The following is a 19,294-nucleotide window of genomic DNA, read 5'->3' as shown; positions in this document are numbered from 1 at the left end:
CAGAAAGACTTCACCTGAGATGGGTAAAAGTACGCGCCAAACAGGACGCGCGTACAAACACCAATGCAGTTCGCAAGCCAGAGCGGAGAACCTGAGCCGGCGTCGCCGAGGATTTCGGCCGCGCTGATCGATTCGCTGTTCGAAACTCCTGCTCCCTTGCTGACGGGGCTTATCTTCGGCGTCGTTGCGGCGGCCGCGACCGCGCTGAAGACGGGAGAACCTTCGATCTGGGCGTGTGTCGGGCTTCTGATCCTCGCCGGCGCTATTCGGGCATTCGACTTGCGGCGGTACCAGATGCGCAAATCGACGCTGACCGCCGACGAAGCTGCGCGATGGAAGAACCGGCATCAGATCGGGGCGATGATCCAGGCCGCCGCGGTCGGCATCTGGAGCACGACCACGCTGTTGGTCAGTGACGATGCCGTCGCCCATATGATTTCTCTCTCCACGACCACGGGCTTCGTGGCGGGAGGCGCAGGCAGGGCCTACGGACGGCAATGGATATACCAGCTGCAGGCTACGCTTTGCTTCGGTTCGACGGTGGTCGCGCTGGCGTTACGCGGCACACCCTATTACATCGTCATGTCAGTCCTGTGCGCCGCGTTTCTGGTGGCCGTCATACAAATCTCGGCCAACTTGCACAGGATATTCATGCGCGCGCTCGTCGCGCGTGAGCGCGAAGCGGCCCTGGCGGGCCAGTTCGACAGCGCGTTGAACAACATGCCCCATGGCCTGTGCATGTTCCGTGTCGACGGACAGCTTGCGGTGATGAATCATCGTTTCAGCGAAATGATGAATCTGCCTGACGATCTCGTGCAGAGCGGCCCCAATGCGTCTGAAATCATCGCGGCGTGCGTCAGCGGCGGCTCTGTCTCGAGCGAGAACGGCAATCTGATCCTCCGGGAGATCGAGGATCGACGGGTCCGCGAGCTCCTGACCACGGATCCGGATTTCGCGCGTGGGCGCGCGCTGTCCTGGACCTTCCAACCAATGGCCGATGGCGGCACGGTCGTGCTGCTCGAGGACATCACCGAGCGAAAGAACGCCGAGGCGAGGATCAGCCATCTTGCCCGCTACGACGAGCTCACGGCACTGCCCAACCGGGTCAGCTTCCACGACGAGATCCAGCGCCTGCTGGCGAATTCGCATCATTCCGAGCGCCTCTCCGCGCTCCTGTTCGTCGACCTCGACCAGTTCAAGCAGGTCAACGACACGCTCGGCCATCCCTGTGGCGACCAGCTGTTGTGCGCGGTTGCCAATCGCCTGCGCGAGATGCTGCGGCCCGAGGATTTCGTCGCCCGCTTCGGCGGCGACGAATTCGTCGTGTTCCAGCAGAACATCTCCTCGCCCGAGGACGCTGCCAGCCTCGCCCGCCGCATCGTCGAGCGCCTCAGCGAGCGCTATCGCATCGACAATCACCTCGTCGAGATCGGCGCGAGCGTCGGCATTGCGCTGACCTCGCCTGATGGCGGCGCCAGCGCCGACACGTTGCTCAAGAACGCCGACATGGCGCTGTACCGGGCCAAGGCCGACGGCCGCGGTACTTTCTGCTTCTTCCGCGACGAGATGGCGGCGACCGTCGAGGCGCGCCGGATCCTGGAGCTGGACTTGCGCAAGGCGCTCGCCAACGAGGAATTCGAGCTGTTCTATCAACCGCTGGTCAACCTCAAGTCGGGCAAGATCACCACCTGCGAGGCGCTGCTGCGCTGGAACCATCCCGTGCGCGGCACGGTCTCGCCGGTCGACATCATCCCGGTCGCCGAAGACATGGGCCTGATTGTCGATCTCGGCCGCTGGATCCTGCGGCGGGCCTGCATGGAGTGCATGAAGTGGCCGGACGGCGTCAGCGTCGCGGTCAACTTCTCGCCTCAGCAATTCCACCAGCGCGACGTGCTGAGCGAAATCCGCTACGCGCTCGAAGTCTCGGGCCTGCCGACGCATCGGCTGGAGATCGAGATCACCGAGTCCTCGCTGCTGCGCAACACCCAGCTCACGCACGACATCCTCTCGCAGCTTCATGCGCTCGGCGTGCGCATCTCGCTCGACGATTTCGGCACCGGCTATTCCAGCCTGAGCTATCTGCACAATTTCCCGATGCAGAAGGTGAAGATCGACCGTTCCTTCCTCGAAGGCATCGATGCCGATCGGCCGCTGACGCTGTTGCGCGGGGTGGCGCGGCTAGCCGCCGATCTCGGCATGTCGGTCGTGGTCGAGGGCATCGAGACCAACGAGCAGCTCGAGCTGATCAGTGCCGACGGTACCATCACCGAAGGGCAGGGCTATCTTTTCAGCCGGCCGGTGCCCGCCATTCGGGTTCGGCAGTTGCTGAATGCCTCGCACGGCCGCCGCTCGCCCGACGATCAGCTGACCATCGCCTCGCGATCGATCGCCTGACACCTCCGTAGAATTGCGGGAAAATCCCTGAATCTTTGCAACCGGCAGGGTTAACCCTAACGGGGCGCTTCAATTGCGCCGGCGTTAAGAAGGTGTTAATCCTGTTCCACCCGCAAGGGTTGTTTGTCAGTTGAGGAATGTTGGATGAAGCCCGAAGCCGAACCGCGTGCTTCGCTCTCTGTGCGGGGGGGAGCGCTGTTCGATCGCGTCGACTACCGATCCATCGAGACTCCTGAGGAGAAAGATCAGCTCTATCAGATGCGCTATAGGGCCTATACGCGCGGCGGATTGATTCCGCCGTCAGAGTCCGAGCGCTACAGCGATAGCTACGACGATGCCCCCAACGCCCGGACGTTCGGAGTGTATGTTGACGGAGAGCTCTGCAGCTCCATCCGTCTCCACGTCCTGACGTCAGAACATCGGGCGTCCTGCACGACCGACTTGTTCGGCGACGTTCTTCACCCCCGCCTTGATCGCGGCGAAGTTTTCATCGACCCGGCCCGCTTTGTTGCGAGCCCGGAAAAAGCCAAGTGTTTTCCGGAGCTGCCTTATGTGACGGTGCGGCTCGTCTTTCTGGCCTGCGAGCATTTTAATGCCGATACCGGGCTCGCGCTGGTTCGTCCCGCGCACGAGGCGTTCTATCGCCGAGTCTTTCTCAACGAGACCATCGCAGAACCGCGCTTGTTCCCGAATGCATTGGCAAAGGTCGCATTGATGGCGTCCAACTTCCGTGCCGTGCGGGAAAAGGTCTTAACGCGTTTTCCGATCATGCGCTCAAGTGCATTCGAGCGACGAATGCTGTTTGGGCCCAGCGGTGAGCCATCCCAGAGCATCGTCTCGCCGAAATTGGCCTCCGAACGTCCAAAGCTGGTCGTCTATTCCTGAGAGCCCTCGGGCTCCGGTCCGGCACCAGGCCCGGACCGGGCTTAATTTTAGCCGGTTTGCGCCGGTGCCGACGCTTGCCTTCACCCTCGCGCCACATTTACAACCCATTAACCATAACGGGTGCTTTTCGAGGGTTGGGGGCATTTGATCGGCTGAGGCAAGGTTCCGTCAAGGTTGACGGAACGTTCGCTTAACCAACCCCCTGTAGACCGGACAGCAGTGGACTAACGTGAGCGTGGAGGCTCCGGAATGAAACATCCTATGCGTATCCTCCAGGGATTGAAGCTGGTCGCGGTGCTGGCCGTCGCGCTGTCGATGGGCGCCTGCGCCAACAAGAATGCCGCGACGGATGCGATGGCCAATGCGGCGACGCCGGGCAGCCAGCAGGACTTCGTGGTGAACGTGGGCGACCGCGTGTTCTTCGAAAGCGACCAGACCGATCTGACTCCGCAGGCGATCGTGACCCTGGAGAAGCAGGCGCAGTGGCTCCAGACCTATCCGCGCTACTCCTTCACCGTCGAAGGTCATGCCGACGAGCGCGGCACCCGCGAATACAACATCGCGCTCGGTGCCCGCCGTGCCCAGTCGGTGCGTTCGTTCCTCGCCTCGCGCGGCATCGATCCGAACCGCATGCGCACGATCTCCTACGGCAAGGAGCGGCCGGTCGCCGTCTGTAACGACATCTCGTGCTGGTCGCAGAACCGTCGCGCCGTCACCGTGCTGAACGCGAGCTCCTGACGGAGATCCTGACGCTCAGTCAGGCGCCGTTCATTTTCAGAAACCGATTATGCCGGCGCCCTCTCGGGCGCCGGTTTCGTTTCAGCAATCCGTGACCTAAAACCCCTTGGTGGCAGTCACAGTTTTGGCGTACTCCCTTCCTCATTGTGTGGCGCGGCGAATGGTCCGCCGCGCGCCACGTCGCTTTCGTCGTCAGGGCAAGATGTCATCGAAATTCAAGGCAATTACCGGCACCGTGGCGACCGCCGCGCTGCTCTCTTTGTGCTCGCCCGCACCCGCGCAGTCGATCTTCGCGCAGTCGGATGATGCCGACCCCGAGATGCGGATCGAGCGGCTGGAGAACCAGCTGCGCCAGCTCACCGGCCAGAACGAAGAGCTGCAATACCGCAACCGCCAGCTCGAAGAGCGGCTGCGGGCGCTCGAGGGCGGCGCGCCGGCCGCGCCCGGACAGGCGCCCAATGTCGCCGCCATGCCGCCCGCCCAGATCGCACCAAGTCAGGTCGCGCCGGGCTATCGCCACCCGCAGCAGCAGGCCGTGCAGCCAACTTACGAGCAGCCGCAGATCGCGTCTCCCGCGCCGATCGTTCAGGAGCAGCCGGCGCCCGGCGCCCCTGGCACACGCCGCCGCGGCGATGCCTTCGACCCCAACCAGAACCCGAATGCGCCCGGCGCGCCGCGCGCGCTCGGCGGCGGGCAGCAGCCGATGCCGGCAGGCAGTCAGGTCGGAGCACCCGGCGGCCAAATCGGCTCGCCCAGCGGCCAAATCGGCTCGCCCAGCGGCCAGATCGGCTCGCCCGGCGGTCGCGGCGCCGGCGAGCCGCTCGATCTCGCCAACACCAGCCCGCGCTATCAGCCGCAGGCAGCACCCCCGGCGGCCCAGCCTGGCTATCCGGCGCCTGCGGGCGCCACCGGTTTGACCACCCTGCCGCCCTCGGCAACGCCGCGCGACGAGTTCGACCTCGGCATCGGCTACATGCAGCGCAAGGACTATGCGCTCGCCGAGCAGACCATGAAGAATTTTGCGCAGAAATATCCGAGCGATCCGCTGCTCGGAGACGCGCAATACTGGCTCGGCGAGAGCTACTTCCAGCGCCAGCAATATCGCGACTCCGCGGAAGCCTTCCTCGCCGTCACCACCAAATACGAAAAATCGGCCAAGGCCCCGGATGCGCTGCTCCGGCTCGGCCAGTCGCTCGCCGCCCTGAAGGAGAAGGAGGCCGCCTGCGCCGCCTTCGGCGAGGTCGGCCGCAAATATCCGCGCGCCTCTGCCGGCGTCAAAGCGGCCGTGGACCGCGAGCAGAAGCGGGTGAAGTGCTGATCCACCGCGCGGATCACTGACAAAGCCGATGGCGCTGCGTTAGATTGCGTCCGCCTTTCGCTGGCGATTGCTGGGCAGCGTCATGTCAGACGATGACAATTCTCCGATCTCCACCCGCGAGGCGAGCCGCCTCTTCGCCGGCCTCAAGAGCGCGCCGGCGCTGGTGCTCGCCGTCTCCGGCGGGCCCGACTCGGTCGCACTGATGTGGCTTGCGGCGCGCTGGCAGCGCAGCCTTGCGCGCGCGCCGCTGCTCACCGTCGTCACGGTCGATCACGGCCTGCGGCGCGAGGCGGGGTGCGAGGCGCGCAAGGTCGAGCGGCTCGCCGCCGAACTCGGACTGCCGCACCGGACCCTGCGCTGGCGCGGCGCCAAGCCGAAGACGGGGCTGCCGGCGGCCGCGCGCGAGGCGCGCTACCGCCTGCTCGCGGAAGCCGCACGTGCCGTCGGCGCGAGCCATGTGCTGACCGCCCATACCCGCGACGACCAGGCCGAGACGCTGTTGATGCGCCTGTTGCGCGGCAGCGGACTTGCGGGACTGTCGGCCATGGCCCCTCTCAGCGAGCGCGACGGCATCGTGCTGGCGCGGCCGCTGCTCGACGTCCCGAAGGCGCAGCTGGTCGCGACCTTGAGGCGGGCCAAAATCGGCTTTGCCGACGATCCCACCAACCGCGACCCCGCCTTCACCCGGCCGCGGTTGCGAGCGCTGCTGCCGCTTCTCGCGGCCGAGGGCGGCGATAGCAGGAATCTGGCGCGGCTTGCGACCAGGCTTGCGCGGGCCAATGCGGCGGTCGAGGTGCTGGCCGATGGCGCCGAGCGCTTCCTCCGTTTGCGGGATCGCGGCGAAGCGCCGCAGGCGGGGGAGCGAAGCTTCGAGGCTTCGGCCTTTGCCGCCCTGCCGGATGAGGTCCGGCTGCGGCTCCTGCTGCGGGCCATCAACGCGCTCGGGCATGAAGGGCCTGCGGAACTCGGCAAGGTCGAAACCCTGATGTCCGTGCTGGATCAGGCCATTGCGGCAAGTCTGCGCGCCCGCGCCAGTCGTCGCCCGGTCCTGAAGCAGACGCTTGCGGGAGCCTTGATCAGCCTTGCCGGCGGGCGTATCCACATCGCACCGGCGCCGGCTAGGCGCCGCAAGGGCGGATAGGCGTGGGCGGATCATGACACCAGCCATTTCGGGCCCGCACCGTCAGGACACCTTAACCAGGCAGGAAAAACCCCGCTCTGGGCGCCATTTTTTCAGCGGGAATCGCGCTAAGATGGGCTAAATAGTCCCATCTCATTCCCTTGGCAGCGACCCGGGCGGCACCTAGATTGTATGCGTCTAACCGAGAGGATTCCTTGGGGATTTTCTCTAGCTTGCCCAAGTAACTCCTGAAGGACCAGGCCGCGATCCGCGCGACCACGAAGGAAGATCGATGAACGCCAATCTGCGCAATTTCGCCCTCTGGGTCATCATTGTTTTGCTGCTATTGGCGTTGTTCACGCTCTTCCAGAATCCGGGCCAGCGGGCCTCCTCGCAGGACATCGCCTTCTCGCAGCTCTTGAGCGAGGTTGACCGCGGCAATGTGCGCGACGTCGTGATCCAGGGGCCGGACATTCACGGCACCTTCACTAATGGATCGAGCTTCCAGACCTATGCGCCGAACGATCCGACGCTGGTGAAGCGTCTCTACGACAGCAAGGTGCAGATCACCGCGAAGCCGCCGGGTGACAACGTCCCGTGGTTCGTCTCGCTGCTGGTCTCCTGGCTGCCGTTTATCGCGCTGATCGGCGTGTGGATCTTCCTGTCGCGGCAGATGCAGGGCGGCGCCGGCAAGGCGATGGGCTTTGGCAAGTCGCGCGCCAAGATGCTGACCGAAGCGCATGGCCGCGTCACCTTCGAAGACGTCGCCGGCGTGGACGAAGCGAAGCAGGACCTGCAGGAGATCGTCGAGTTCCTGCGCGACCCCGGCAAATTCCAGCGCCTCGGCGGTCGCATTCCGCGCGGCGTGCTGCTGGTCGGCCCTCCCGGCACCGGTAAGACCCTGATCGCACGTGCGGTGGCGGGCGAAGCCAACGTGCCGTTCTTCACCATTTCCGGTTCGGACTTCGTCGAAATGTTCGTCGGCGTCGGCGCGAGCCGCGTCCGCGACATGTTCGAGCAGGCCAAGAAGAACGCGCCCTGCATCATCTTCATCGACGAAATCGACGCGGTCGGTCGTCACCGTGGTGCCGGCCTCGGCGGCGGCAATGACGAGCGCGAGCAGACGCTGAACCAGTTGCTGGTCGAGATGGACGGCTTCGAGGCGAACGAGGGCGTGATCCTGATCGCTGCGACCAACCGCCCCGACGTGCTCGATCCCGCGCTGCTGCGTCCGGGCCGCTTCGACCGCCAGGTCGTGGTGCCCAATCCTGACGTCGTCGGCCGCGAGCAGATCCTCAAGGTTCACGTCCGCAAGGTGCCGCTGGCGCCGGATATCAACCTCAAGACCATCGCGCGCGGCACTCCGGGCTTCTCCGGCGCCGACCTGATGAACCTCGTCAACGAGGCCGCGCTCACCGCCGCCCGACGCAACAAGCGGATGGTGACGCAGGCCGAGTTCGAGGAGGCCAAGGACAAGGTGATGATGGGCGCCGAGCGCAAGTCGCTCGTCATGACCGAGGAAGAGAAGCTGCTGACGGCCTATCACGAGGGCGGCCACGCCATCGTCGGCCTCAACGTGCCCGCGACCGATCCGATCCACAAGGCGACCATCATCCCGCGCGGCCGTGCGCTCGGCATGGTCATGCAGCTCCCCGAGCGCGACAAGCTGTCGATGTCTTTGGAGCAGATGACCTCGCGCCTCGCGATCATGATGGGCGGCCGCGTCGCCGAAGAGTTGATCTTCGGCCGCGAGAAGGTGACCTCGGGCGCCGCCTCCGACATCGAGCAGGCCACGCGGCTGGCTCGCATGATGGTGACGCGCTGGGGCCTGTCGGAAGAGCTCGGCACGGTCTCCTACGGCGAGAACCAGGACGAGGTGTTTCTGGGCATGTCGGTGTCGCGGACGCAGAACGCCTCCGAGGCGACGGTCCAGAAGATCGACTCCGAGATCCGCCGTCTGGTCGAGGAAGGCTACAAGGAAGCGACCCGCATCCTCACCGAGAAGCATGCCGACCTCGAGGCGCTGGCCAAGGGCCTCTTGGAGTTCGAGACGTTGAGCGGCGACGAGATCGTCGATCTGCTCAAGGGCAAGAAGCCGAACCGCGAATCCGTGCTCGAGCCGACCACGCCGCGTGCCTCCGCGGTGCCTCCGGCCGGCAAGTCGCCGCGCCCGCGGCCCGATGCGGATCCCGGCCTGGAGCCGCAGCCGCAGGCCTGATCGCAAGCGGCAGATGAGATTGAAAAACGCGGCGGAAACGCCGCGTTTTTTGTTGGCCGGCTGCGCGTTCCAGGCGCGAGCGCAGCGCGACGCCTAAGGGCGGCCGACGCGGAGCGCCTGAACCCGCCTTCGCGCGGCAAATGCGCGAAACACTCAAGAAGAACTTAACGCTTGCGGCCTACTTTGGCCCGCCATGACTGACCAGGTCGTCCACAGCGCGGTTCAACCGTTTTCGGCACGTGCAACGCTGCCTTGGGCCGTAGGGCTGGTGGTCTATGCCATGCTGCTGGTGGCCGGGCCGCGGCTGCTCGGTGATCCCGACAGCTATTCGCACATCGAGGTCGGGCGGTGGATCATCGCACACGGCACGCTGCCGGCGAGCGACCCCTTTTCCTTTTCGATGCACGGCGCACCCTGGATCACCTTCGAATGGCTGTCCGAGGTCATCTATGCCGGGATCTATGCGCTTGCCGGCTGGCCAGGCGTCGTTGCCCTCGCGGCCGCGGCGATCGCGCTCGCTTTTGGCCTGTTCACGTCCTTCCTGCTGCGCGAGCTCTCGCCAACCCTGACGCTGCTCATGGTGATCGCGGCAATCGTGCTGCTGGCGCCGCATATGCTGGCGCGGCCACATGTCTTGGTACTGCCGCTGATGGTAACCTGGGCCGCGGCGCTGGTCCGCTGCATGGACGGCGGCGGCCCTCCGCCATATTGGGCCCTGCCGCTTCTGGTGCTGTGGGCCAATCTGCACGGCAGCGTGGTGCTGGCGCTTGGCTTGATCGGCCCGGCGGTGCTCGAGGCATTGCTGCGTGAAGAGCGCGCCCAATGGCCGCGCGTGCTGCTGCGGTGGCTGCCATTTGGGGCACTTGCCGTCGCGGCGTCCTGCCTGACGCCGCACGGGCCGGAACCGTTGCTGATGCCGCTGACGACGCTCGGCCTCGGCTCCGCGCTCGCCTGGATCGGAGAATGGCGGCCGCAGGACTTCAGCCACGTCAGTGGCTTCGAATTGCTGCTGCTCGCCGGCATCTTTGCGCTCTCGCGCGGCGTCACGCTGCCGGTCGTGCGGGCCTTGGTGGTAATCGGCTTGCTTCATTTTGCGCTGGCGCAAATCCGCAATGCGGATCTGCTGGCCACGCTGGCGCCGCTCTATCTGGCGGCTCCGCTGGGTCGGACGTTCGGCGGGCCGACCGAGAATGGTGCAACGGTCTTGCCGCGCGGCCTGAATTGGGTTGGGCTCGGTCTGTCGATTGCAATCAGCGGGCTGGCCTTGGCGCGTGACGTCCGGCCGGCTCCGGCCATCACCCCAGAGGCCGCCGTCGCCCAAGCCAACCTCGCCAAGGCGGGGCCCGTGCTCAACGATTATTCCTTCGGCGGCTATTTGATCTTCGCCGGCATTCCCACCTTCATCGACGGTCGCGGCGAACTGTACGGGGGCCCGTTCATCGAACGCTACAATCGCGCCCTGGCGCTGATCGACCTGGACGATTTTCTCAAGCTGCTCGACCAATACAACATCGGCGCGACGCTGCTTGCACCGCGCACACCGGCGGTCGCGATGCTCGACCGGCTGCCGGAGTGGCAGCGCGTCTACAGCGACGATGTGGCGGTTGTGCACAAGCGGCGGGATACGCCGCAACGATAGGTTCAAGCGGTCCCGAAGGCGGCGTATTGGCCTCCGAGCCACACGCCGCTCAAGGCGTCTTCGAGGCGCCGGGCCGGCTTGCTGTCCCAGGGCAGCAGCAGGAAATGCCGCGCGCCGATCTCGCGCAGGCCGCTAGCTGCCATCAACTTCCGCGTCGTGCCGGCCCCGAGCAAGACGGCGTCCCGGTCGAACTCACAGCGCGCAACGGCAAGCCGCGTCAGCGGGTTGTACGGATTGTGCTCGATCACGCAGACGAGTCCCCCGGGACGCGTCACGCGGCGCATCTCGGCGATGAACTGCGCCCATTGCGCCGGCACGATATGGTGCATTACGCAGATGGTCGTAACCAGATCGAAGCTGGCATCGCTAAACGGGAAAGTAGCGCCGTCAAACTCCCGGTAGTCGACGCCGTGGTTGTGAGCGCGCGCCTGCGCCAGGCTGGCCGAGGAAACGTCGATGCCGCTCAATCGGCCGACCATGCCGTGCAGCAGCGGATGAAGACTGCCGACGCCGCAGCCGACGTCCAGCATGTCGGGCTTCTCAACGTCCAGCCGCTGCGCGATCAGATCGCGCAGCAGATCGGCCTTTGCGCGCATGAAGAAATCATGCGGCAGACCCGAGAAGTCGATCGAGGACTGGACCACATCACGGTAATTGTCGTGATAGCCGTCGAACAGTTCGGCCATGCGCTGGATCACTCGTTGACGGCGTGGATCGCGGGCGTCGCCGCCGTCTCGTCGCGATCGAAGCCGATTCGTGCCTGCACCACGTAGAGCGGGCGGCGTTTCACCTCGGCATGGATGCGGCCGACATAGAGCCCCACGATGCCCGTCATCAGCATGTTGATGCCACACAGCAGCGACACGACGACGATCGTCGAGGACCAGCCGGTCACGAGATGGCTGTCCTTGCCGAGCCATAACAGGACAACCCAGCCGCCGTAGAGCAGCGCGAGCCCGGACACCGTCAATCCGCACCAGATGGCAAGCCGCAAGGGCAGATCGGAAAAGCCGAGCGCGGCGCTCACCGCCAGCCGGACCATCTTGAACAGCGGGTATTTGGTTTCGCCGGCGGCGCGCTCGAGGCGGTGGAAGGCAACCTCGGCCTGGCGGAAGCCGAGCCAGGCGATCATACCGCGCACGAAGCGATCCTGCTCCGGCATCTGCCGGAGTGCCTCCAGCACCTTGCGATCGATCAGGCGGAAGTCGCCGACATCGGCGGGGATGCCGACGGAGGACATCCTGCCGAGCAGCCGGTAGAACAGATGCGCGGTCGCACGCTTGAAGCGGCTTTCGCCCTCGCGCGACAGGCGGCGGGCGTGGACGATGTCGTTGCCCTCCTTCCACCTCGCGATCAATTGCTCGATCACTTCGGGCGGATCCTGCAGATCGGCATCCATGACGATGATCGCGTCACCTTGCGCGGCGTCCATGCCGGCGGTGATAGCGATCTGGTGGCCGAAATTTCGCGACAGGCCGATGTAGCGAAAGCGCGAGTCGCGCGCAGCGAGCGCCCGTAGCACGATCGAGCTGGAATCGCTGCTGCCATCGTCGACGAAGATCGCTTCTGCCGGCCCGTCGAGCCGGAACATGACCTGGTCGAGCCGGCGCAACAGGACCGGCAGCACGGCTTCCTCGTTGAACACGGGGATGACGAGGCTGTAGCGGATCGATCTGGAATTGGCCGCCATGCGAAGGGTTCCGGCTGGGTTGCAGGGGCGGGAGTCTACAAGCCGGTGGTTAAGGTCGCCTTGCCGCAAATGTTAAGGGTCTAGGGCCCGGGACATTGGCTGGAGGGACGGACCGAGAGGTGGAGGTCGGTTAACCACGCGTGGGACGCGCCGGCTTCGGTCTAGGATTTGCGCCGGATCCTGTAGAGAACAAAGCGCGCCGAGGTCTCCAGCACCTCCAGCCGATCCGGCAGCGGATTTGCGGCCGGCGATCCCAGCACATAGAGGTAGTCGAAATCCTGGTACCAGGTGCGGACAAATGGCGGAATGTCCGCCGGTGCCTGGCCCGTCGCGATCGCGGCCAGCAGGCCCGACGGTACCGGCCCTCCATAGGGAATGGAAATCTTGCGCACGGCCTCATGCGGCCGCACGGGCTGCTTGCCCACCTCCGTGAACAGGTTGGGGACGAATGCGCCAGCGTAGTGCACCGCCAGCGTCGGCGCATAATACATCGGATACGAGGTGAGGTCGGCGAAGGGCGGGTCGCCATTGTCGTCCGTGCTGCCGACGAGGATACGTGAGCCGCGATCGATCTTCTGGAACGAGGCGATGATCGACGCGTAATCGGCGCGGTAAGGCAGCCACACCGAGAGAACGACGGCGAGATTGAGCAGTATAATGCCGCTGATACCGGCGAGCGCAGCCATTCTCCACGCCCGGTTCGGCAGCGACAGTGAGCAGAAGGCGGGCAGGATCAGAGCCGCGGCGGGAATCACGCGAAGATCGACGAACGAGGTTCCGAACAGCTTCGAAGGAATGACAAAATAGAGCAGCGTAAAGCCGACCGCGAGCCAGATCCCGGCCGTATCGAGCCTGAGGGCGCCGCGTCTTGCGGCGAGAAGCAGCGCGATCGTCAGCGCCAGCCCGGTCGCTGCCGCGATCGTCAGATTGTAGCCGTTCATGATGCGGAGCGGCCAGACCGGCTTGAATCCCAGGAACCAGCTGGTGCCTTCGCTTCCGACCGAGCCTGCAGTGACGTGCATGATCGCAAACAGCGCCAGCGCCGGGAGTGCCAACGCGCCAAGCCGCGCGGCCGCGACGGGATAGGCGACTTGCCGCTGGCGAATGCGCGACAGCTCGAAAAGGCCGAGCGTCGCGCCGTAGATGCCGAGCGAGAAGAAATGCGCCACGTACAGCGCGGCGACGAAGATCAAATTGGCGGCGAAGCGCAGCGGCCATGGGCCTTCTGCCAGCATCAGATAAACGGCGATGCCCCAGAGCGCGAGGCCGAGGCCGAACTCGAAGTTCACGAAGCCCCAGCTGAACGGCAGGCAGTAGAGGAAAGCCAGTGCAGCGAAGCCGGCAAGCTGAATCCGTCCCTTCCGGACCCATTCAAGCAGCATCGCGCCGGAGACGATCAGCAATTGGCTCAGCAGCAGAAACAGCCGTGTGGCGCTCTCGACGCTGATCAGCCGCGCCATTTGCGGGACCAGCAGATCCATTCCAAGGTTGGGATAGAACGCCCAGGCCACCTCGTAATGCGGATTGGCATCGGGGGTGCCGCTTTGGCTCAGAATGTACATACGGGCGAGGTGATTGGGATAATCGACCATCGCGGGAATGGGGGTCAGCAGCACCGGAAGAAGCGAGACGGCCGCCAGCATTGCAAGAACGGCAATCGCCACCGATCGGTCCGAGCCGACAGGAGCCGGAATTGTCAAGGCCGGCCTGTCGGATCCGGAGGCGTCGCGGCCGCGCCCTCGGTGTGGTCCCGGACATGAATGACGGCAATGTCGTCCGCATAGATGCGCTTCCAGCCCTTGAGCTGGTCGAGGATCTGCGGGCCGGGCGCATCGGCGACCAGGAGCGTTGCGTCGATCTTGTACTCATCGAGCAGGCGCGGCAGCAATTCGGGCTTCTTGCCTTCCGTCGCCTTGAAGAAGTCCACCACGAATTTCTCGCCGTAGAGCTCGGCGCGGCCGTCGATGAAGACCGGAATATCGCGCGAGATCAGATAACCGCCGAACTGATAGGCGTTGAAGATGCGCTGCACCTTGCGTTGCTCGAGCAGGTCGACCGCCGCAACCGGGGTGTGCGTCATCGTGAAGCTGAAGCGGTGGTGCGCCATGTAGAGCGACGTCGAGGTCCAGCCAGCCGCCACGATCATCAGCGCGCCTGTCACGGTGACATAGCGGGCCGGCCAGCGATCGGCGCCCGTGGCGTCAGCCGGCGCGCGCTGGAACATCTCGCCGAGCGGCTTTGCCAGCACCAGCGGTACCAGGAACGCAAATGCCTCGATGCTCCTGACATGGGTCAGTGCGCTCCAGGTCAGGAACAGGATCAGGAAGATCCGGGGCGCCGACAGCACCAGACCGCGATAATAGCCGAATGCGATCAGGCCGAGCAGGGCGCCTTCGAACGGGGTGAAGGTGGCGAAGTTCGCCGGCATCCATTCGAAGATCAGCGACAGCAGCTCGCCGAGGCCGAGGATGCTGGTCGCGCCCTGGAGCGTCCGCCAGCCGTAGGGCGTGCAGCAACTCGCGATCAGCGCGCCGATTCCGAACAGCACCCAGCGCATGAACAGTCGAAGTCGTCGTCCCCTCTCGGCATGCTCGACCGCCTCGAGCGAGATCGGGCCGATCAGCGCCAGGCCCAGCACGAAACCGCCGTGCAGATTGGCCCAGAGCGCCATCAGCGGCAGCCAGTACCAGGACGGCGCGCTCCTGCGGTCGGCGGCCGCCATCAGCAGGCCGATCCACGCCACCATGACGGGCAGCGCCAGGATATGCGGACGCGCCAGCACGTGGTGGGCCGACAGCAGCAGCGCCAGCATCGCGAACAGCACGGCGCGTGGGGCCTCGATCTGGGCGCCGAGCAGATGGACGAAGATCGCTACCGCGAGCGCGACCCCGAGCGCGGTGAGGATGACGGGACCTGCCCAGTCCCATTGCGCATGGGAGGAGGCGAACAGCACCTGCGACAGCCACGACGTCGAAATCCACGGCGTGCCCGATCGCGTGAAGGAATAGAAGTCGATGGTGGGCATGGCGCGGTGATCGAGGATCCATTGCCCGATCTTGATCTGCCAGAACGTGTCGGAATCCTGCAGCCGCGTATCGCCGAGATAGAGGAACAGCAGATAGGCGGCGGCACCGGCGCACAGCGGCACCAGGGCCCTCGCGCGGCTCTGCACCGCGATGCCGTCGGCAAAGGAAAGCGACATGCCGCCTCGTCGTCCTGTTGTTCTTGTCGGTCGAGCATGATCCGGACCCGCAGCGCCGCGTTAGCGCAAAGTGTGGTGCGGCCTTTCCGAGAGATCACGCTCGAACAACGACGTGAAACGCGACGAACGATTGATCTCGTCGCGCTTCAGTTCGAGCCGGTGGCATTGGACCACGGCGGTCATAACTTCGGGTAAACCCGCAGCGCCATGCCATGTCCCGACAATTTAACAGATTGTTTTAGATTCGATTTTACCATCGACCCACACACGCGATCCGCCCGGTGTTTACGCAGTCGAATTAACTGCGGCGCAATTCTTTGCCTCTACGTTCGGTTCCATGGTCGGCGGCGCTGGGAAGCCGGAGAGACCAGATCAGTTGTAAGCCTCGTGTACTCATTTGGAGCACTCTATGAAGAACCTCGTTGCGCGTTTCGTGAAGGATGAATCCGGCGCCACCGCCATTGAATACGGCCTGATCGCCGCCGGCATCGCGCTGGCGATTATCACCGTCGTCAACAATCTCGGCAGCACGCTGAACACCAAGTTCACCGCGATCTCGACCGGCCTCAAGTAAAGCCGGACGACCTTAGAATTTCGGAGAGCCTCGTTCTTGACGGGGCTCTTTTCTTTTTGACGAGACTTGTCCGTAGGGCTTGCCAGCTGCATTGCCTCCGTATTGTTACGAGCCCGCTTTAAGATCTCGGTAAGAAGTGTAGTTATCGATCTTACAACCCTGGCACGGTAGTTTTATGTGTTGGCAGCGGCTGCGCTGCGGAGCGTGCCACGCGTTTGGTTCGTCACTGTCGCGCCATGCATCTCGTCGCGAATCCCAGGAACCCCGCGGGGCGGCATCTTGGCTATTTTCGGGAAGCAGGATCCGCAGCGAGGGAGAGCGAGCAAGGCCTGATCAGCCTTCGTCGTCAGGGCTGGCGCTCCAGTCCCGGTCGCCGCGACGCACCACGCATTTCCCATCTTGTCATCTCCCCTGAATAGTTGTTCAGTCCTTGCGGGGCGATTTGCATCTTTGACGTGACGAAGCGTTCGGCCGCAGGGCGTGCGGCCGGCGTGTGGGACAGGAAGCGCGCCATGGTTTATCGGCGGACGCATCAAGTGGTGAAGCGCCTTGCGGCGCGGCGCAGCGCGATTCTGGCGGCGGCGCGGGAGGCGGCAGCGGAGGGCGGCATGGCGGCGGTGCAGATCGCGCCGGTCGCGGTCCGGGCCAACGTCGCGGCCGGGACGGTCTACCGCTACTTCCCCTCCAAGGCCGAGCTGATCTCTGAACTCATTGCCGAGGTCTCCCGGGACGAGCTCGCGGCGATCCGGCGGGCGGCCGACGCCGCCCCGGGTCCGTCCTCGGCATTGGCCGCGGCCGTGACGACTGTTGCGGTCCATACCCTGTCGCAGCGCAGGCTCGCCTGGGGCATCCTGGCCGAGCCCGTCGATGTCGATGTCAGCGCCTCGCGCCTGGCCAGCCGGCGCGAGATCGCGGGCGAGATGGCCGCCCGGATCGATGCTGCGGTGCGGGCCGGTCACCTGCCGGCGCAGGACACCGCGCTCGCCGCCACCGCCTTGCTCGGCGCGCTGCATGAGGCGCTGGTCGGGCCGCTGGCGCCCGACAATCTCGACGATCCCGCCAAGCTGCGCGATGCGGTGCAGACCGTGACCCTGCTGGCGCTGCGCGCGGTCGGCGTCATGGACGCCCGTGCCCGCGGCCTGGTGGTGCAGCAGACACTGCTGCCGACGACGAAGGCGCTGGTTGGCGCGTAACATCGCCGCGCGAGCGAGGCGGCGGCCTGATCCCGCTCAGGTCGTTGAACGGGCAAGCTTTTTCGTGAAACCGCAGCAATCGTCCCGGACGCTCCGGCTACTTTGCATGGGGTTGTTTTGCGATATTTGTGTTGGCCGGGGTCGCGGCCGACCTACAGACCTACATATTCGCGTCGCCCTCGGGGCCGACCGAGGCGATGCGCACCATGTTGGTGGTGCCGGGAATGCCGAGCGGTACGCCGGCGACGATGATCACGCGCTGGCCGGCGCGGACGAAGCCGTCGCGGAACGCGATCTGGCCAGCGCGGCCGACCATGTCGTCCTGATCGCGTGCGTCCTCGGCCACCACGCAGTGCACGCCCCAGACCACCGCGAGCCGGCGGCCGGCGGTGATGTTCGGGGTGATCGCCACGATCGGCGGCTTCGGCCGCTCGCGCGCCACGCGCACCGCGGTCGAGCCCGACGAGGTCCAGCAGATCAAGGCGGGCAGATCGAGCGTCTCGGCGATCTGCCGCGCGGCATCCGCAATGGCATCGCCCGCGGTGGATTCCGGCGCCGGGCGCTGGGCCATGATCACCGACCGGTAGGTTGGGTCGCGCTCGACCTCCTCGCCGATGCGGTTCATGGTCGAGACCGCCTCGACCGGGAATTTGCCGGCGGCAGATTCCGCCGACAGCATGATGGCGTCGGCGCCTTCATAGACGGCGGTGGCGACGTCCGAGACTTCGGCGCGGGTCGGGACCGGCGACTGGATCATCGATTCCAGCATCTGGGTCGCGATCACCACCGGCTTGCCGGCGCGGCGCGCCATGCGCGTCATCTGCTTCTGCAGGCTCGGCACGCGCTCCAGCGGCAGCTCGACGCCGAGGTCGCCGCGCGCCACCATCAGCGCGTCGGAGGCCTCGATGATGTCGGCGAGGCGGTCGATCGCCTGCGGCTTCTCGATCTTGGCCATCACGGCGGCGCGGCCGCGGATCATCTTCTTGGCTTCGAGCACGTCGTCGGCGCGCTGCACGAAGGACAGCGCGATCCAGTCGACGCCGGTGACGAGCGCGGCTTCGAGGTCGGCGCGGTCCTTCGGCGTCATGGCGGAGACCGGCAGGTCGGTGTCGGGCAGGCTGACGCCCTTGCGGTCGCTCATCTTGCCGCCGACCACGACACGCGTCACCGCGTGCTCCTTCGAGGTCTCCTCTGCGATCAGACGCACCTTGCCGTCGTCGAGCAGCAGCGCATGGCCGGGCCTGAGCGCGGCCAGGATCTCCGGATGGGGCAAGTGGACGCGCGTGGCATCGCCTGGCGTCTTGTCGGAATCCAGCGTGAAGGTCTGGCCGTTCTGGAGCTGGACCGAGCCTTCGGCGAAGGCACCCAGTCTGAGCTTCGGGCCCTGGAGGTCGACCAGGATGCCGATCGGCCGGCCGTAGCTCGACTCGACGTTGCGGATCGTCGCCACCAGCTCGCGCATCTTGTCATGCGAGGTGTGGCTCATGTTGATGCGAAACAGGTCGGCGCCGGCCTCGAACAGGCGGCGGATCATGGCGAGGTCTGACGACGCCGGTCCCAGGGTCGCGAGAATCTTGATACGGCGAAGACGCCTCATGGCTTATTTCCAGACGGGGGTGGCAGGCCGGGCGAGCCGGGGGGCGTAGCACCGGGCGGACCATTGGGCAAACCGGGAACTCCGCCCGGGCCAACCGGGCCGGGCAGGCCAGGCACGCGCTGTTGCGTCGGCTGTTCGTTGGCGTCGGTCAGCTGCACCGTCCACGCCCGCTGCTCGCCGGTATCGACCTCGAAATAGCCGGTCCGGTCGTAGCCGCGCGCGAGGCAATCCTCGGTGCCGCGGATGGTGAACTCCTTGTCGCGCGAGCACATGAAGGCCTGCCCCGACCACTCGCCGCCGCGATCATAGTCGATCGCGTAGATGTAATAGTAACGGGCGACCAGCGTTCCCCGCAGCAGGGTCTCGCAGGAGCGGGAGGAGATGTTCCACCAGCCCTCGGTGGTCCAGCCCTCGGCGTCCTTGTAGCCGAGCGCAATGCCGACCCGGCTCGACGTGTTGTTGCAGAGGCGGAAATCGGCGGAGGCCGGGCTGGCGCAAAGGCACAGCCAGACAACCACCAGCACCGGGACCAACCGGGCGAGCAGGCGAAGCGGGGAGCGGGGAGATTCGGCAATCATTGTCGCGGAAGCTATACCAGATCATTGACGATTTGGCGTAGGGCCAGGAACCACCCCCAAAGAGCGGCAACGCCAGTTTCGGGGCGGTTTGCGCCGGGATATGGCAAAATCTGTGACAGTGCCCACCTGATCCCGTAAGGGTGACCTC

Annotated in this window: 15 protein-coding genes; 9 read left to right on the top strand and 6 right to left on the bottom strand. The window is 65.4% G+C overall.

Features of this window, described 5'->3' with window-relative positions; translation table 11 throughout:
- Nucleotides 1-63 precede the first annotated feature (63 nt).
- From AC066S_RS26385 to AC066S_RS26355, 7 genes are all read left to right on the top strand, one after another.
- Nucleotides 64-2,394: a putative bifunctional diguanylate cyclase/phosphodiesterase gene (locus AC066S_RS26385; protein WP_126258778.1), complete on the top strand. Its 2,331-nt coding sequence runs from the start codon at nt 64-66 to the stop codon at nt 2,392-2,394.
- A gap of 144 nt (nt 2,395-2,538) precedes the next feature.
- Nucleotides 2,539-3,279 carry an N-acyl amino acid synthase FeeM domain-containing protein gene (locus AC066S_RS26380; RefSeq protein ID WP_478270995.1) on the top strand — a complete coding sequence of 247 codons (741 nt, stop codon included), beginning with the start codon at nt 2,539-2,541 and terminating at the stop codon, nt 3,277-3,279.
- A 249-nt stretch (nt 3,280-3,528) separates the two neighbouring features.
- Nucleotides 3,529-4,017, top strand: a complete 489-nt coding sequence (gene pal / locus AC066S_RS26375) for a peptidoglycan-associated lipoprotein Pal (RefSeq protein WP_018317777.1) — start codon at nt 3,529-3,531, stop codon at nt 4,015-4,017.
- A 202-nt stretch (nt 4,018-4,219) separates the two neighbouring features.
- The gene (ybgF, locus tag AC066S_RS26370; RefSeq protein ID WP_478270994.1) at nt 4,220-5,335 is read left to right on the top strand and encodes a tol-pal system protein YbgF; all 1,116 of its coding nucleotides are present in this window, start codon (nt 4,220-4,222) and stop codon (nt 5,333-5,335) included.
- A gap of 82 nt (nt 5,336-5,417) precedes the next feature.
- Nucleotides 5,418-6,476, top strand: a complete 1,059-nt coding sequence (tilS, locus tag AC066S_RS26365; RefSeq protein ID WP_478270993.1) for a tRNA lysidine(34) synthetase TilS — start codon at nt 5,418-5,420, stop codon at nt 6,474-6,476.
- A 271-nt stretch (nt 6,477-6,747) separates the two neighbouring features.
- Nucleotides 6,748-8,673 (top strand): ATP-dependent zinc metalloprotease FtsH, encoded by a 1,926-nt coding sequence (gene ftsH / locus AC066S_RS26360; protein WP_097659839.1) that lies wholly within the window; start codon nt 6,748-6,750, stop codon nt 8,671-8,673.
- Nucleotides 8,674-8,866: 193 nt separating this feature from the next.
- Entirely contained in the window at nt 8,867-10,312 is a 1,446-nt protein-coding gene (locus AC066S_RS26355) for a hypothetical protein (RefSeq protein ID WP_478270992.1), read from the top strand.
- A 2-nt stretch (nt 10,313-10,314) separates the two neighbouring features.
- On the opposite strand, the gene AC066S_RS26350 is transcribed toward AC066S_RS26355, so the two are convergent.
- From AC066S_RS26350 to AC066S_RS26335, 4 genes are all read right to left on the bottom strand, one after another.
- Nucleotides 10,315-10,998 carry a class I SAM-dependent methyltransferase gene (locus tag AC066S_RS26350; protein ID WP_164718746.1) on the bottom strand — a complete coding sequence of 228 codons (684 nt, stop codon included), beginning with the start codon at nt 10,996-10,998 and terminating at the stop codon, nt 10,315-10,317.
- An 8-nt stretch (nt 10,999-11,006) separates the two neighbouring features.
- Nucleotides 11,007-12,002, bottom strand: a complete 996-nt coding sequence (locus AC066S_RS26345; protein WP_478270991.1) for a glycosyltransferase family 2 protein — start codon at nt 12,000-12,002, stop codon at nt 11,007-11,009.
- A 161-nt stretch (nt 12,003-12,163) separates the two neighbouring features.
- Nucleotides 12,164-13,666 carry a hypothetical protein gene (locus AC066S_RS26340; protein WP_478270990.1) on the bottom strand — a complete coding sequence of 501 codons (1,503 nt, stop codon included), beginning with the start codon at nt 13,664-13,666 and terminating at the stop codon, nt 12,164-12,166.
- Nucleotides 13,667-13,698: 32 nt separating this feature from the next.
- Nucleotides 13,699-15,204 (bottom strand): hypothetical protein, encoded by a 1,506-nt coding sequence (locus AC066S_RS26335; protein ID WP_478270989.1) that lies wholly within the window; start codon nt 15,202-15,204, stop codon nt 13,699-13,701.
- Nucleotides 15,205-15,613: 409 nt separating this feature from the next.
- Between AC066S_RS26335 and AC066S_RS26330 the strand changes: the two genes are divergently transcribed.
- The gene (locus AC066S_RS26330; protein WP_126258786.1) at nt 15,614-15,778 is read left to right on the top strand and encodes a Flp family type IVb pilin; all 165 of its coding nucleotides are present in this window, start codon (nt 15,614-15,616) and stop codon (nt 15,776-15,778) included.
- 512 nt (nt 15,779-16,290) lie between these two features.
- The gene (locus AC066S_RS26325) at nt 16,291-16,971 is read left to right on the top strand and encodes a TetR family transcriptional regulator (RefSeq protein WP_478271028.1); all 681 of its coding nucleotides are present in this window, start codon (nt 16,291-16,293) and stop codon (nt 16,969-16,971) included.
- A 160-nt stretch (nt 16,972-17,131) separates the two neighbouring features.
- Here the strand turns inward: AC066S_RS26325 and pyk are convergent, their stop codons facing one another.
- Together pyk and AC066S_RS26315 are read right to left on the bottom strand one after the other, a co-directional pair.
- On the bottom strand, nt 17,132-18,568 hold the full coding sequence (pyk, locus tag AC066S_RS26320) for a pyruvate kinase (protein ID WP_126258789.1): 1,437 nt from the start codon (nt 18,566-18,568) through the stop codon (nt 17,132-17,134).
- A complete protein-coding gene (locus tag AC066S_RS26315; RefSeq protein WP_478270988.1) occupies nt 18,565-19,146 on the bottom strand; it encodes a DUF1036 domain-containing protein in 582 nt (193 codons plus the stop codon). The genes pyk and AC066S_RS26315 overlap by 4 nt, the downstream gene beginning before the upstream one ends.
- Nucleotides 19,147-19,294: the final 148 nt, after the last annotated feature.

It is taken from the genome of Bradyrhizobium sp. CFUWI (assembly GCF_056429085.1).
The sequence above is the reverse complement of the archived record's forward strand: the minus strand, read 5'-3'. Positions and strand labels throughout refer to the sequence as shown.